The following is a 13916-nucleotide window of genomic DNA, read 5'->3' as shown; positions in this document are numbered from 1 at the left end:
GTGGCTCCCTAGATGAGGTATTGACAGGGGTCGCGGCGGACGAAGCGTCCGTCGCCTTTGCGGCCGAGATAGGTGTTGTCGTCGACGACGACCTTGCCTCGGGAGAGCACGGTGTCGACGTGGCCGTCGATCTCGTAGCCCTCCCACGCGGAGTGGTCCATGTTCATGTGGTGGGTGGCGTCGACCCCGATGGAGGTGTGGCCGTTGGGGTCGTAGATCACCACGTCGGCGTCGGCGCCGGGGGCGAGGACGCCCTTGCGGCCGTAGAGACCGAACATGCGCGCGGGGGTGGTCGCGGTGATCTCCACCCAGCGTTCGAGGCTGATCTTGCCGTCGACCACGCCCTGGTACATGAGATCCATGCGGTGTTCGACGGAGCCGATGCCGTTGGGGATCTTGGAGAAGTCGCCGATGCCCATGTCCTTCTGGCCCTTCATGCAGAAGGGGCAGTGATCGGTGGACACCATCTGCAGGTCGTTGGTGCGCAACGCCTGCCACGCTTCGTCCTGGTGGTGGTCGTGCTTGGAACGCAGCGGCGTGGAGCACACCCATTTGGCGCCCTCGAAACCCGGCGCACCCAGCTGGTCCTCCAGCGACAGGTACAGGTACTGCGGGCAGGTTTCGCCGAAGACGTTCTGGCCGCGATCGCGGGCGGCGGCGAGCTGAGCGACGGCCTGCTTGGCCGACACATGCACCACATACAGCGGCGCGCCGGTGAGTTTGGCGAGCATGATCGCCCGGTGGGTGGCCTCTTCCTCGAGTTCCCAGGCGCGCGCGATGCCGTGGTAGTAGGGGTCGGTCTTGCCCTGGGCGAGCAGCTGGCCGACGAGCACGTCGATCGCGGGCCCGTTCTCGGCGTGCATCATGGTGAGCAGGCCGGTGTCGGCGCCGGTCTGCATGGCGCGCAGGATCTGGGCGTCGTCGCTGTAGAACACGCCGGGGTAGGCCATGAACAGTTTGAAGCTGCTGATGCCCTCGCCCGGCAGTTCGCGCATGGCGCGCAGGGATTCGTCGTTGACGTCGCCGATGATCTGGTGGAACGAGTAGTCGATCGCGCATTCGCCCGCGGCCATGTCGTGCCAGGTCTGCAGGCTGTCCTGGACTCGCTCACCGAATTTCTGGACGGCGAAGTCGATGATGGTGGTCGTCCCGCCCCAGGCGGCGGCGCGGGTGCCGGTTTCGAAGGTGTCGGCTGCGGTGGTGCCGCCGAAGGGCATCGACATGTGGGTGTGGGCGTCGATGCCGCCGGGGATGACGTATTTGCCGGTCGCGTCGATCACGCTGTCGACCGTTTCCGTCAGATTCGCGCCGAGGACGGTGCTGCCGGGTTCGAGGAGGGCGACGATGCGTTCACCGTCGATGAGCACATCGGCCGCGCCGCGCCCGGTTGCCGAGACGACGGTGCCGCCGGTGATCAATGTTGTTGCCACGGTGATCCTTTCCGGCTCAGGGCGCCACGATCGAGGAGTAGGAGTCGGGGCGGCGGTCGCGGTAGAACTGCCAGTCGCCACGCACCTCGCGCACCACGTCGAGGTCGATCTCGCGGATCACCAGTTCCTCGGTGCCGGTGGAAGCGACCTCGCCGACGAAATTGCCGCGCGGGTCGACGAAGTAGGAGCTGCCGTAGAAGGTCACCGCGTCGTCGCCGAATTCGTCGCTCTCGGTGCCGATCCGGTTGTTGGCGGCGATGAAGTACTGATTGGCGGCCGCCGCAGCCGGCTGTTCGAGTTCCCAGAGCCGGTTGGACAGGCCGGGCTTGGTGGCCGAGGGGTTGAAGACGAGTTCGGCGCCTGCCAGGCCGAGGGCTCGCCAGCCTTCGGGGAAGTGGCGGTCGTAGCAGATGTAGACGCCGATCTTGCCGACGGCGGTGTCGAACACCGGGTAGCCGAGGTTACCGGGGCGGAAGTAGAACTTCTCCCAGAAGCTGGGCAGGTGGGGGATGTGGTGCTTGCGGTATTTGCCCAGGTAGGTGCCGTCGGCGTCGATCACGGCGGCGGTGTTGTAGAGGACACCGGGCTGGTCTTCCTCGTACACCGGCAGCACGATCACGATGTTGTGCTCGCGCGCCAGGGCGGCGAACCGTTCAGTGGTGGGGCCCGGCACCGATTCGGCGTATTCGTAGTACTTCTTGTCCTGCACATTGCCGAAATACGGCCCGTAGAACAGTTCCTGGAAGCAGATCACCTGAACGCCTTCGGCGGCTGCCTGCTCGACGAACTTCTCATGTTTGGCGAGCATCGATTCTTTGTCGCCGGTCCAGGTGGCCTGTGTGATGGCTGCTTTGATGATCGTCACCGGTCGATCTCCTGCCTAGGATTTGGGTTATGTTATCGTCAGTACTAAACATTTCTTGAATGTTTCACCCAATGCCGGGAAGTGTAAATCTCGAGGGGCCGACGGCGAGGGAAAAGTGGACAAGAAGATCCGGATCGATGATCCGACGCCCGCCGGGATCGCCGGGGCGATCGCCCGGCTCATCACCAGTGGCGAACTGCGCCCGGGTGATCGGCTCCCCACGGTGCGCGAACTGTCCGCGCAGCTGGGAGTGAGTCCGGCGACCGTGAGCCACGGGTGGCGGGCGCTGGCCCAGGCCGGGCTGGTCGTTTCCAAGGGGCGCAGCGGAACCTTCGTCACCGGGGTACCTCGCGCGGCCCCGACGCGTGCGGGTGGGATGACCGGTGGGGCCGAGTCCGCGCGCCTGGATCTGTCGCTCGGCACGCCCGATCCCGCCCTGCTCCCCGAGGTCGGATCGCTTCTCGCGCAGGTGGCTTCGCGCGCCGAGAGCACCGACTACCACCAGCCGCCGGTGGTTCCCGAGCTCGGTCGGCTGCTGCAGGCCGACTGGCCGACGGGGTCGGGTGGGTTGACCGTCGTCGACGGGGCGATGGACGCGGTGGCGCGCAGCCTGGCCGCGGTGGTGCGCTTCGGTGATCGGGTGATCGTCGAGAACCCGACCTTCCCGCATTTCCTCGACTACCTCGACACCATCGGTGTGCAGGCCGTCCCGGTGGCGATGGATGAGAACGGTGTGCTGCCGGACGAATTGGCGCGCGCTCTCACGCTCGCGCCCGCCGCCGCCGTCCTGCAGCCGCGCGCCCAGAATCCGACCGGTGCGTCCATGACCGCCGAGCGCGCCGAGACGCTCGCCAGAATCCTCGGTCGCAGCGAGCATCGGTGCATGGTCGTCGAGGACGACCATTCCGGTGCGATCGTCGCCGCCCCCGACATCAGCCTCGGCCGCTGGTTACCCGACCAGGTGCTGCACGTGCGAAGTTTCTCCAAATCCCATGGCCCTGACCTGCGCATCGCCGCCCTCTCCGGACCCGAGGAGGTGATCGACCGCATCGTCGCCACCCGCATGCTCGGCCCCGGGTGGACACCGCGCATCCTGCAACGTCTGCTGTACGAACTCCTTCGTGACGACACCGCGAACAGCACTGTCTCGCAAGCGCGTACGGAATACGCGAGTCGGCGACGGGCACTCACCGGCGCTTTGAGCCGACACGGTGTGGCGGTCGCCGACGGGGACGGGCTCAATGCCTGGGTGCCGGTGACGGATGAACGCTCGGCGCTGGTTCATCTGGCGGCCAACGGTATTCGAGTGGCTCCGGGTGGTCCCTTCCTGGTGGGTGAAGAGGCGGGTCAGCCGCAGGCGGTGCGTGTGACCGTCGCGCCGTTGCGGGACGGCATCGACGACGTGGCACGAATCCTGGCCACCGCCGCCCAGCCGCCGCGGCAGTCGGAGTACTTCTCATTGCATACGGGGCGTTGACGGGCTTTCCCACCCCTCTGGGTGAGTTGTCCAACTAACTCTGGACAAAACGGCAGAGTGCTCGCTAATGTCTTGAGTCAGTTAGCCAACTAACTGATCCAAGGGTGATCCCGCCCGACTCTGTCGATCGGATCGCCTCCTGTCTCCACCTGAAAGGACCACCATGCCTGTCACCCGTGTACTCGGCTCGACCATCTACCACCGTGAAACCGGCACCGGCGCACCGATCGTGTTCCTGCACGGCAACCCGACCTCGTCGTACCTGTGGCGCAATGTTCTACCCGGAGTCGGCACCGGTCGGCTGCTCGCTCCGGATCTGATCGGCATGGGCGAGTCGGGGAAGCCGGCGATCGACTACAGCTTCGACGACCATGCGCGCTACCTGGATGCCTGGATCGAGGCGATGGGGTTGGACAGTGTGGTGCTGGTCGGCCACGACTGGGGTGGCGCGCTCGCCTTCGACTGGGCGGCACGCCATCCCGATCGGGTGCGCGGGGTCGCGTTCACCGAGACCATCATCAAACCCATGAGCTGGGAGGAGTTCCCCGAAGCCGGTCGCGATCTGTGGCGTGCGATCCGGACCGACGGTGTGGGCGAGTCGATCTTCCTCGAGGATTCGTTCGTCCGAGACGGGCTCGCCACCATCTCGGATCGGCTCGAGCCCGCCGACCTGGCGGTGTACCAGCGCCCGTTCCCGACGCGGGAGAGCAGAATTCCCGTGCTGCGCTTCGCCCGGTCGATGCCGCTGGACGGAACGCCGACCGATGTCGTCGCGCGCGCCGAAGCGTACGACGAATGGCTCGCGGCGAGCCCGGACGTACCGAAGCTGATGGTGAACTTCACCCCCGCCTACGGCGCGATGACCGAACCCGCCGTCATCGACTGGTGCGCGAAAACCATTTCCGCCCTGCATATTCAGCAGTACGACGAGGTCGCCGGCCACCACACGCCCGAGGATCAGCCGGATCTGCTGGCGGCTGCCATCTCCGAGTGGCTCGACCGCAACGATCTGCGCCGGCAGGCACTCCATGCCGAGGCGCTGGTCTGACCCTGCGCGCTGCGGCGCCTGTCAGCCACCTCGGCTATCCGCAGTAAGGGTGCGCGCCCCTCGGCCATCGGATCGAATGCGCCGCCCACGGCAGCCGACTACCCGTTCGGTGCCGCTTCGAAGAAGATGGACGCACCCACATCGGCCAGTGGAAGGCGAGCGCACCACGCCTGAATCGCACTCGAGGTTCGCGGGTGGGGGCTGGTGGCATTGCCATACTTCGACCATGCAGTCTTCGCACCGCGCGTTCGGTGGCCCAGTGTGTCGGGCCGCTCCTGGGCAGAACACATGACCGGATGGACCGGGACGATGCTGTTGCGGCCCGGGTTGATGGTGCTGACGGGTGAGGTCGGATCCACGGCGCTGCACGCGCACCACACGGTGCAGATCATGCAGAGCGAGTCCGCGTTCCGTATCGGTGACGCACACGGAACGACCGCGAGCTGCCGGGCCGCGGTGATTCCGCCGAACACCAGCCACCGCGTGGTCGAGGGCACTGCCTCGGCGACATTGATCCACTTGGCGCCCGAAGCGGCGGTGGCCACCGTGCTGTGTCCCGATCCCGCGGATGCGGTCGACGTCTGGGTGCGTCACGGGGCGATGTTCAGCTGCGGCTCGATCGGAATGGCTGCCCTTGTCACCGGCGCGGGCGAGCCCGACCGTAGCGCCTGGCATCCGGCGGTGCGCCGTTCCTTGGCCGATTTGCCAGGGCTCCTCACCGACGGCCCGGTGCGGCTCGGTGAACTCGCCCAGCGGGCGGGGCTGTCGGAGAGCCGACTGGCACACCTGTTCTCGGCCGAAGTGGGGCTTCCGTTCCGTGCGTACGTGCGCTGGCTGCGGATGCAGCACGCAATCCGGCTGTTCGCCGCAGGTCGGACCCTCACCGAGGCCGCTCACGGTGCCGGATTCGCCGACAGCGCCCATCTGAACCGCGTCTGCCACAGCATGTTCGGCGCAGCCCCCTCGCACTTCGGGCACCTGCGATTGGTGGACGAACTCGACGGCCCGTAGCAGGTTTGTTCAAGCAGGCGCCGCGGCGGACAGCAACGCTGTCGGGAGGCAATCCAACTCAGGAGGTCCCCATGTCCCGCATGCCTGCCGGCGTCCGATCCGCGTTCGAATCCGAACTGAACCGCGCTCGCCTGACCACTGATATCGACGAGATGTGGCACGCCCTCGAACGGGCCCACATCCTGTCGCAGGAGTGGGCGTGGCCGCACACTCGCGCCCACTGGGAGATGCTCCGGCTCGCGATCCGATCCCGCGACCGCCGCGAAGTCGTCGGCCAGGTACTTCGACTCGCGTTCGGCGGCATCGCATCCGCGACCGGTCGGGCGCCACTGGGCAACAACGGTCGATCCGATGTCGGCCCGTTCACGCCGATGCCCATCCCGGAAGATCTCATGGCCATACTCTCCTCGGGTGCGACCGCAGCCCGATGACGAAGGTACGGCCGTTCGGGTGAGCGGCTCCGCGGGGTACCCGGTGCGCGTCGGTCAGCGTGTCAGAGGCCGAGTTTGGTGACGGCGTTGTCTTCGAGGGGGTTGGCGGTGCGGATGTAGCCGTGGACGGTGCGGGGGTTGGACCAGCGGCCCTGGCGCATGATTTCGCGGTCGCTGGCGCCACCGAGGGCTGCTTGGGTGGCGAAACCGGCGCGTAGGGAGTGGCCGGAGAACAGGTCCGGGTCGAGGCCTGCGCGGGCGGCGTAGCGTTTGACCAGTTCGGCGACGGCGCGGCCGGACAGGGCGGTGGGGGCGATGGTGCCGTGCCGGTTGACAGTGGGGAACAAGGGGCGGTGGGGGTCGCTGCTCAGGGTGGTTCCGGTGAAGCCGTGGCAGCGGTGGAGGGTGGTGTCGGTGATCGGGTTCGCGGTGACCCAAGCGCGAAGATCCGCTGTGTTGGAATGGTTTTCGAGGAGCAGAACCCAGTCGGCGAAGGCGCAGACGGGGCAGGTGTGCGGATGTTTGCCGCGTGGCAGGGCGACGCGCTGTTCGCTCGCGCCGGTGGGGTCGGTTTTGGTGGTCGGCAGGTGCACGATCAGCAGTGGTTCACCGGTGTGGTGATCGGTGCGTACCTGGACATCGCCGATGCGCAGGGCGGCCAGTTCGCTGCGTCGCAGCGCACCGGCGAAACCGACCAGCAGGGCGAGGGCGTCGCGGCGGCGAGCTGGTTCGGTCGGCCAGCCGGGGGGCGGGAGTTCGGCGAGGAGCTGTTCGAGGGTGTGCAGCAGGACCGGGCGTTTGCGGGTCGGTGGGGTGCGGCGGGTGCGCCGGATGCCACGCAGGGTGAGGCGCACGACGTCGGACCTCGTCGGGGACGGCAAACCGTTGGCCGCGTGCACGGCGGCGATAGCGGCGGATTTGCGGTCGAGGGTGGCGGGGCTGAACGCCCACGTGCCGTTCTCGCGGCGGGCGTCGGCGGCCGCGGCCAGATACACCGCCACATCCAGGGGGTCGGCGGGCAGCGCCTGACGGTGTTCGCTCGCGCACCAGCCCGCCCATGCGATCCAGTCGGTGCGGTACGCGCGCAAGGTGTTGGCCGACTGCGACGCCTCGAGATAGCGGCGAAGCGCGCCCGCTTGGTCGTCGTCGAAACGTTCACCGACGAGCCGCAGTGCGGCGGTGTTGATCAGGACGCTGCGCACGCCGCGGCGTAGTTCGGTGCGGACCCGTTCGGGTAGCACGACCGCCTCGCTCACCGCAGCCCTCCTCGCCCGCGTCGTCGCCGCTGATCTACGGCGCGCCCAGCTTAATCCGGGTCAGGGCAGTTCCTCGAGTTCGGCGAGCTTGGTGTGGATGAACGCGGCGAGTCGGTGCTTGGCCGCGCCGGTGAGGAAGCTGGTGTCGCCGAGGCGAGGGAACCCGTCGTCCGCCGATGCCGCGGGTTCGGGGGTGTCGGTATCGCCGACTAGTTCAAGACGTGCCGGATGCTGCTGGGGGAGAGGAACATTCGGTTCGTCCGGTTCTGTCTGCTCTGCTCCGGTACGTACCATGACTCGAACAATAACGTTGTGGTCACGGCCGTTGCCAACACGATAGGCCACGGAGTGATAACAGACACGTTTTGTTCGGATTTGCGTAATAAGTCCGGTTTCAGGAGGCTCGGGCCTGCTGAGCGGTCGCGCGCACGTACCCGGCGACGGGGCTCAACCGCAGCACATCCGGCATCCGGCGGGTTACCGCGTGCGGGCCGATGAACCGCACCCGTCCGGTGTGCTGGGCGTGTGCCAGCGGCAACCGGCCGAGCCACACCTCGTACAGACCCGCCACGTCGGCGCTGATCGTGACATCGACCGGATATCCCGGATCCGTCTCGCACACCGACGCCGCACCGCCCTCGACCACGATCCAGAACCGGCGCGGATCGTCGGTGAACCGGACCGCGAGCACCTGACGGCGGCCGGGCAGTTGGGTGGTGTCGAGGCGGTTGTGCATCCACCACACGAGCAGGGCCGCATCGCGTTCATCGGGGCGTGGTTCGCCGAAGGTCCAGCGCGCGCCCCACTCGCCGAGACCGAACAGGATCGGTTCCAGGTCCCGGCCCGCCTCGGTGAGCACGTACTCGGTGCCGAGCTTGTCGACCAGACCCGCGCGTTCGAACTGGCGCAGCCGTTTGGCCAGCAGGCTGCGCGACAGGCCGGGCAGGCCGCGGGCCAGATCGTTGAATCGGGTGGTGCCCAGGAACAGGTCGCGGGCGATGAGCAGCGACCAGCGTTCACCGAGCACGTCGAGTGCACGCGAAATGGGGCAGTACTGGGCGTAGCTGGGGGTTGTGCTCGTCATCATCACCTCGCCGACGGGGTCCAGATACTGGACCGGGGGAGTCCACTTTCTGGACTATCCGGTTATCGCGCCCGTCCCTACCTTTCGAAACATGACTTCCACGATTCCTTCCACAACCGACCGGGTCGCCCTGGCCCGCACGATCGGTGAAGCCCTGCGCACCGAGGTCGCCGAGCGTGACCGCACCGGCGAGATCTCCGTCGCCGCCTTCGACCTGCTGCGCTCTTCCGGGCTCTCGGCCGCGCTCGTTCCGGCCGAATTCGGGGGCGGCGGGGCCACGCATACCGAAATGGGGGCCGTGCTGCGTGAGCTCGGCGCCCACGATCCGTCGACGGCGGTGGCGTTCGCGATGCATTCGCATCTGGTCGCCGCGCAGGTGTGGCGGCACAAGCACGGTATCGACGCCTCCGGCGTGTTCGCGAAGGTTGTCGGTGGCGCGATTCTCGTCAGCACCGGCGCCTCGGACTGGGTGGATTCCAACGGAATGGCCGTGCCGGTGGACGGCGGGTACCGGGTGAGTGCGCGCAAAGCACCCGCGAGTGGGTGCGAGGTGGGTGACGTGCTGGTCACCAGTGTCCGTCTCGAAGGGGACCAGGTGATGCACTGTGCGGTCCCGATGTCGGCGGCCGGTGTTCGGATCGAGAAGACCTGGGACACACTGGGTTTGCGGGCCAGCGGATCGCACACCGTGGTGCTCGACGACGTGTTCGTGCCCGAGGCTGCGGTGTCGCTGATCCGGCCCGCGGGTGCGTGGCCCACCGTACTGAATGTCGTGATGGGGGCTGCTCTTCCCCTGATCCTGGCCGCCTACCTCGGTGTCGCCGACGCGGCGGTCGCCCTCACCGCCCACCTACTGCGCGGGCGCGCCGACGACCACACCCTGCAGACCGCGGGCGAGATGCTCAACGCCCACACCACCGCCGACGACCTCGTCACCGCCATGTTCACCGACGCCGCCGACCTCACCTTCCCCAACACCGACGCCTACGCCGCCCGCGCCCTCAGCCGCAAAACCGTCGCCGCCGAAGCCCTCATCGACACCGTCCGCCTGGCCATCGAAACCACCGGCGGCTCAGGCTACTCCCGCACCTGCGACCTCGAACGCCTCTACCGCGACATCCTCGGCTGCCAATTCCATCCCCTGCCCCGCCCCAAACAGACCCGCTTCACGGGGCGAGTCCTGCTGGGGCACAACCCGATCGGGTAATGCGATCCCGCTTGCTGCGCAGCGAGCTGGGCAGTTCCTCGGTGCCCGCTTCGCATCGGCCTGTTCGCTCAGTGAAATTGCAGCCGCGGGCGCGATGCGGCCCATCCGGTCCGCAATGCCCCCGCCCTGCGGTGCGCTCCTCACCTTCCGGCGGGCAGCCCGCACAATGAGCGGGCTCCGGGTGCCGGGAGTGGTCGCGTGGGTGGGGCGGCGGAATGTGGTTGCGGGCGGAGGGAGCGGCTGGTGTACTCCCGCCGTGATGATTTTTGCGCAGCAGTGGTGGTCGGTCCGGTAGCGGTCGGCGTTGTTGTTGCGTGGCCGCCTCGCGGGCGGTCGGGTGCTTGTCGTGACGACATCTGGACGGGTCCGGGCGGCGGTCCTGGATAGAGAGGTCGACAGATGAGCGACAGCACTTCAGGTTCAGGAACCGGTGGGTTCGGGGAGATTCTGGTCAGTTCTCGTTCGCTGGACGAGTATCGGGCGATGTTCGCGCTCAGCGAGGAGGACTTGCGGCGCCGGATTCTCGATTGTCCCGGTTCGGATCGGGCACCCCGTACCCACAACTGCGTGCGTTGATTTCCGAACTGGCCGATGACGGTGTCGACTGCCGGGTTGTCGATGTCGACTACGAATTCCAGGTCGGGGCCGGTCAGATGCTGATGTGCCGTCGGGCGAGAGATGGCGCGACCCGCTGTTAGAGCAAATTCCACGACGCTAACTGGGCGATCGTCCATGTTGTTCTATTGTTCATCGAAACGCGCTGGGTGCGGTGCGGTAGCGGCCGGGGTGTTGTGCTTCGATCGAGCGGTCGACGGGTGAACTCGGGAAGGTGAGCATGGACGAGCAGCTCAACGTGCGGTCGAACGGTCTGGGTCGACGCGAGGTTCTCGCGGGCGCGGCCGGTGTCGTCGCGGGTCTGACGTTGGTCGGGCTCACCCCGGCCGGTGCGGTGCCCGCCGCGGTGGCGAAATTCCCGCCGACGGCGGGGCGCGGGGTGCGGGTGCTGGTCACCGGTGATGCCGGAACCGGAACGCGCACCCAGTGGGCGGTCGCCGCCGCGGCGCGGGAATTCCATGCGCGCGAACCGTTTTCACTTGCCGTCGGGCTCGGGGACAACATCTATGATTCCGGACCGAACGGGCCCGACGACATCCAGTTCGCGACAAAATTCGAGGATCCCAACACCGGTCTGGACTTCCCCTGGGCGATGGTGCTCGGCAATCACGACACCAGCTCGGTGTTTCCCGGGGACGGCGGTTGGCTGCCGCGCGGCAACCACGAGGTGGCCTATCACGCCAATTCGCCGCGCTGGTGGATGCCGAGCCGCTACTACTCGCTGCGCGTACCCGAGGAAAACCCCGTCGTGGAGTTCTTCGTTCTCGACGTGAACCCCCTGGCCGCCTACATTCCGCCCGTGTTCGACCCGTACTGGGCGGTCGACGGCCCCTACATGAACGAACAGCGCGCCTGGCTCGACCGGGCCCTTGCCGAGTCGACCGCGCAGTGGAAGATCGCCTGCACCCACCACCCCTACCTGAGCAACGGTTCCCACGGCGACGCGGGCAACTACGAGGGCCTGCCGATCGAACCGCTCAACGGCATCCACGCCAAACGCTTCTTCGAAGACCACGTCCTGGGCAAGGTCTCGCTGCTGCTGTCCGGCCACGACCACACCATGCAGATCCTCGAACCCACCCCTGCCACCAAGGGCACCCGCCAGATCATCTCCGGCGCCTCGGCCAAAACCTCCACCGGCCAGCCCGGCGAACCCGCCGGCCGCCACAACGCCCTCTACCAAACCCACCACGAGCTGGGCTTCATGGTTCTCGACCTGCACCCCGACTCGATGCGTGCCCGCGTCGTCACCGTCGACCCGGCCACCGCAATCGGCACCCAGGTCTTCGACCGTCGCCTCGCCTGAACCGACTCGGACCGAGCGTCGGCCGGCTGTGTGGCCGAGGCTGTACCGGGGTCTTTTCTGGTGGCTGGTCGGCGAGGATGATCGGAGAATGGGCTTCTATACCGATCGAGTTCTTCCGCACCTCACCGACAAGGTATGTGGGGCGCGGGTGAACGACTCGCTGCGGCGGCGGGTGTGTTCCGGGTTGCGGGGGAATGTGGTGGAGGTGGGGTTCGGGTCCGGGAACAATGTGGGGTTCTATCCCGAGACGGTGGAGCGGGTCAGCGGTGTGGAGCCCGCTGACGTGGGATGGAAGATCGCGGCGAAAAAGGTTGCGGCCAGCCGGGTTCCGATCGAGCGAGCCGGGTTGGACGGGCAGTCGCTGCCGTTCGCGGACGGCAGTTTCGACACCGCGTTGTCGACGTTCACGTTGTGCACGATTCCCGATGTCGCGGCGGCACTCGCCGAGATCCGGCGGGTGCTCAAGGCCGGTGGCACCCTGCATTTCGTCGAGCACGGGTTGGCGCCGGACGAATCGGTTCGGCTGTGGCAGCACCGGCTCGATCCGATCCAGCAGCGGATCGCCGGTGGATGCCATCTGGCGCGCGACATCCCGGCACTGATCGCCGACGCAGGATTCGAAACAGTGGAACTCGACCGGTTCTACCAACCCGGCGCCCCGAAAGCCTTCGCCGCATTGTCGCTGGGTGTCGCCCGTTGAGCAGGGGTTGAAATCACGCGGAAATCATCGGTTGGCCAGGGACAGCGGCATCGATAGCGTGCGAGCATGACCAGTCAGCTCGCGGCCTTGAACAGCATTTCCGAAGCGACAGCGAAAGCGGTGGCCCTCGATACGACCAATGCGCACGTGGTGTTCCGTGCGGCGGCGACGCCCGAGGGCACGGTGGGCAGCGTGGTCACCGCGCGCACCCACACGGTGCGCGTCGACGAACCGCCCGCGCTCGGCGGCGCCGACACCGCCGCCAATCCGGTGGAGGTGTATCTGGCGGCACTCGTTTCCTGCCAGGTGGTGACCTACCGATTCTGGGCGGAGCGACTCGGGATCAGCGTCGACGATCTCGCGATCACCGCCGAAGGCGACCTGGATGTGCGTGGGTTCTTCGGCATCGATGACACGGTGCGTGCGGGATTCCAGGCGGTGCGGGTCACCGTGCGGATCAACGGCCCCGAGACACCGCAGCGCTACGCCGAACTGCAGCAAGCCGTCGACGCGCACTGCCCCGTGCTCGACTCGACGACCGGCGCTACCCCGGTGAAGACCACCCTCGAGGTCGGCTGACTCACCTTTCCGTCGGGCGGACCGCGGTACTGGTGAGGAACTCGGTGACAGCGGCGGCGACCGTGTTCGGCTGGTCGAGCATCGACAACACATAGGCATCGTCGATCTCGACCAGGCGGGCGCGGGGGATCAGGTCGGCGAGGCGACGGCCGTGCTCGCGGGGCATCACCTTGCCCGCCGACGACCACAGGATCAGCGCCTCACCCTGGAAGTGTCGTAGCGCTTCGGTTGCGGCGATCAGTTCGGCCTTGTCGAAACCGGAGCGGGTGTAGGCGAGCAGGTCGCGGCGGATACCGGCATCGCGCAGACCGGGGTCGGTCCAGGCGCGCACCAGCTCCTCGGACAGAGGGAATTTCGCCATCCAGCCGAACAACAGTGGAGTCTCGCGCAACCAGCGCACGCGCAACTGACGCAGAGCCAAGGTGATACCGCCCGGCAGGTAGGAGGCGAGGATCGCGGATTTGCCGGGTAGGCCGGGCGGGAAATTGTCGAACGCCTCGCTGGGGAAGACGATCAGCCGACCCACCCGCTCGTCGAGACCGTAGGCGGTCATGAACAGTCCACCACCCCAGTCCGAGTGCACCAGGGTGACATCGTGCAGGTCGAGAGCGGTGAGGAAGTCCGCGATCAGCTGATTCAGCCCGCGCAGACTCAGGTCGGTGCCCGGACGCAGCGGCTCGGGGTGCGCGCCCAACGGCAGATCCGGCAGCACATAACGGAACCCGGTGGGCAGCAGATCGATGACCGAATCCCACACCCGGTGGTTCATCAACAAGCCGTGCAGCAGCACGACCGGCGGTCCCTCCCCACGCTCTGTGTAGTGGACGCGGCCGGCGGGCAGTTCGACGGACGGCATGAGAACCTCCAGTTAGAGCGAACACTCTAGTGCGTTTGCTCTAGTCTGGAG

At 67.2% G+C, this 13916-nt stretch carries 14 protein-coding genes; 8 read left to right on the top strand and 6 right to left on the bottom strand.

Annotated features, from left to right (window positions below):
- Positions 1–8: 8 nt before the first annotated feature.
- Complete coding sequence (gene hydA, locus AB0I19_RS04550) at positions 9–1430, bottom strand: dihydropyrimidinase (RefSeq protein WP_357144354.1); 1422 nt, start codon at positions 1428–1430, stop codon at positions 9–11.
- Between the two features lie 16 nt (positions 1431–1446).
- On the bottom strand, positions 1447–2289 hold the full coding sequence (locus AB0I19_RS04545) for a nitrilase-related carbon-nitrogen hydrolase (RefSeq protein ID WP_174550327.1): 843 nt from the start codon (positions 2287–2289) through the stop codon (positions 1447–1449).
- A gap of 121 nt (positions 2290–2410) precedes the next feature.
- Here AB0I19_RS04545 and AB0I19_RS04540 point away from each other — a divergent pair, with 121 nt between their 5' ends.
- The 4 genes from AB0I19_RS04540 to AB0I19_RS04525 all read left to right on the top strand — a co-directional run bounded on the left by AB0I19_RS04540 (position 2411) and on the right by AB0I19_RS04525 (position 6262).
- Entirely contained in the window at positions 2411–3772 is a 1362-nt protein-coding gene (locus AB0I19_RS04540) for an aminotransferase class I/II-fold pyridoxal phosphate-dependent enzyme (RefSeq protein WP_157104859.1), read from the top strand.
- Between the two features lie 163 nt (positions 3773–3935).
- On the top strand, positions 3936–4820 hold the full coding sequence (locus tag AB0I19_RS04535) for a haloalkane dehalogenase (RefSeq protein WP_357144351.1): 885 nt from the start codon (positions 3936–3938) through the stop codon (positions 4818–4820).
- A gap of 288 nt (positions 4821–5108) precedes the next feature.
- The gene (locus AB0I19_RS04530; protein WP_357144348.1) at positions 5109–5831 is read left to right on the top strand and encodes a helix-turn-helix transcriptional regulator; all 723 of its coding nucleotides are present in this window, start codon (positions 5109–5111) and stop codon (positions 5829–5831) included.
- A gap of 5 nt (positions 5832–5836) precedes the next feature.
- Complete coding sequence (locus tag AB0I19_RS04525) at positions 5837–6262, top strand: DUF3703 domain-containing protein (protein ID WP_357144346.1); 426 nt, start codon at positions 5837–5839, stop codon at positions 6260–6262.
- Between the two features lie 62 nt (positions 6263–6324).
- On the opposite strand, the gene AB0I19_RS04520 is transcribed toward AB0I19_RS04525, so the two are convergent.
- The 3 genes from AB0I19_RS04520 to AB0I19_RS04510 all read right to left on the bottom strand — a co-directional run bounded on the left by AB0I19_RS04520 (position 6325) and on the right by AB0I19_RS04510 (position 8602).
- Positions 6325–7518 (bottom strand): site-specific integrase, encoded by a 1194-nt coding sequence (locus tag AB0I19_RS04520; protein WP_357144343.1) that lies wholly within the window; start codon positions 7516–7518, stop codon positions 6325–6327.
- A 60-nt stretch (positions 7519–7578) separates the two neighbouring features.
- Positions 7579–7812, bottom strand: a complete 234-nt coding sequence (locus AB0I19_RS04515; protein ID WP_067638311.1) for a hypothetical protein — start codon at positions 7810–7812, stop codon at positions 7579–7581.
- Positions 7813–7912: 100 nt separating this feature from the next.
- Positions 7913–8602 carry a winged helix-turn-helix transcriptional regulator gene (locus AB0I19_RS04510; protein WP_357144340.1) on the bottom strand — a complete coding sequence of 230 codons (690 nt, stop codon included), beginning with the start codon at positions 8600–8602 and terminating at the stop codon, positions 7913–7915.
- Between the two features lie 91 nt (positions 8603–8693).
- Here AB0I19_RS04510 and AB0I19_RS04505 point away from each other — a divergent pair, with 91 nt between their 5' ends.
- The 4 genes from AB0I19_RS04505 to AB0I19_RS04490 all read left to right on the top strand — a co-directional run bounded on the left by AB0I19_RS04505 (position 8694) and on the right by AB0I19_RS04490 (position 13009).
- The gene (locus AB0I19_RS04505; protein WP_357144337.1) at positions 8694–9809 is read left to right on the top strand and encodes an acyl-CoA dehydrogenase family protein; all 1116 of its coding nucleotides are present in this window, start codon (positions 8694–8696) and stop codon (positions 9807–9809) included.
- A gap of 835 nt (positions 9810–10644) precedes the next feature.
- Entirely contained in the window at positions 10645–11730 is a 1086-nt protein-coding gene (locus tag AB0I19_RS04500) for a metallophosphoesterase (RefSeq protein WP_357144334.1), read from the top strand.
- An 88-nt stretch (positions 11731–11818) separates the two neighbouring features.
- Complete coding sequence (locus AB0I19_RS04495) at positions 11819–12430, top strand: class I SAM-dependent methyltransferase (protein ID WP_357144331.1); 612 nt, start codon at positions 11819–11821, stop codon at positions 12428–12430.
- 66 nt (positions 12431–12496) lie between these two features.
- Entirely contained in the window at positions 12497–13009 is a 513-nt protein-coding gene (locus AB0I19_RS04490) for an OsmC family protein (RefSeq protein WP_357144328.1), read from the top strand.
- Position 13010: 1 nt separating this feature from the next.
- On the opposite strand, the gene AB0I19_RS04485 is transcribed toward AB0I19_RS04490, so the two are convergent.
- Positions 13011–13865 carry an alpha/beta hydrolase gene (locus AB0I19_RS04485; protein ID WP_357144326.1) on the bottom strand — a complete coding sequence of 285 codons (855 nt, stop codon included), beginning with the start codon at positions 13863–13865 and terminating at the stop codon, positions 13011–13013.
- Positions 13866–13916 lie beyond the last annotated feature (51 nt).

It is taken from the genome of Nocardia sp. NPDC050413 (assembly GCF_040655475.1).
Taxonomy (GTDB): domain Bacteria; phylum Actinomycetota; class Actinomycetes; order Mycobacteriales; family Mycobacteriaceae; genus Nocardia; species Nocardia coubleae.
This window is presented reverse-complemented; position numbering and strand designations above follow the sequence as displayed.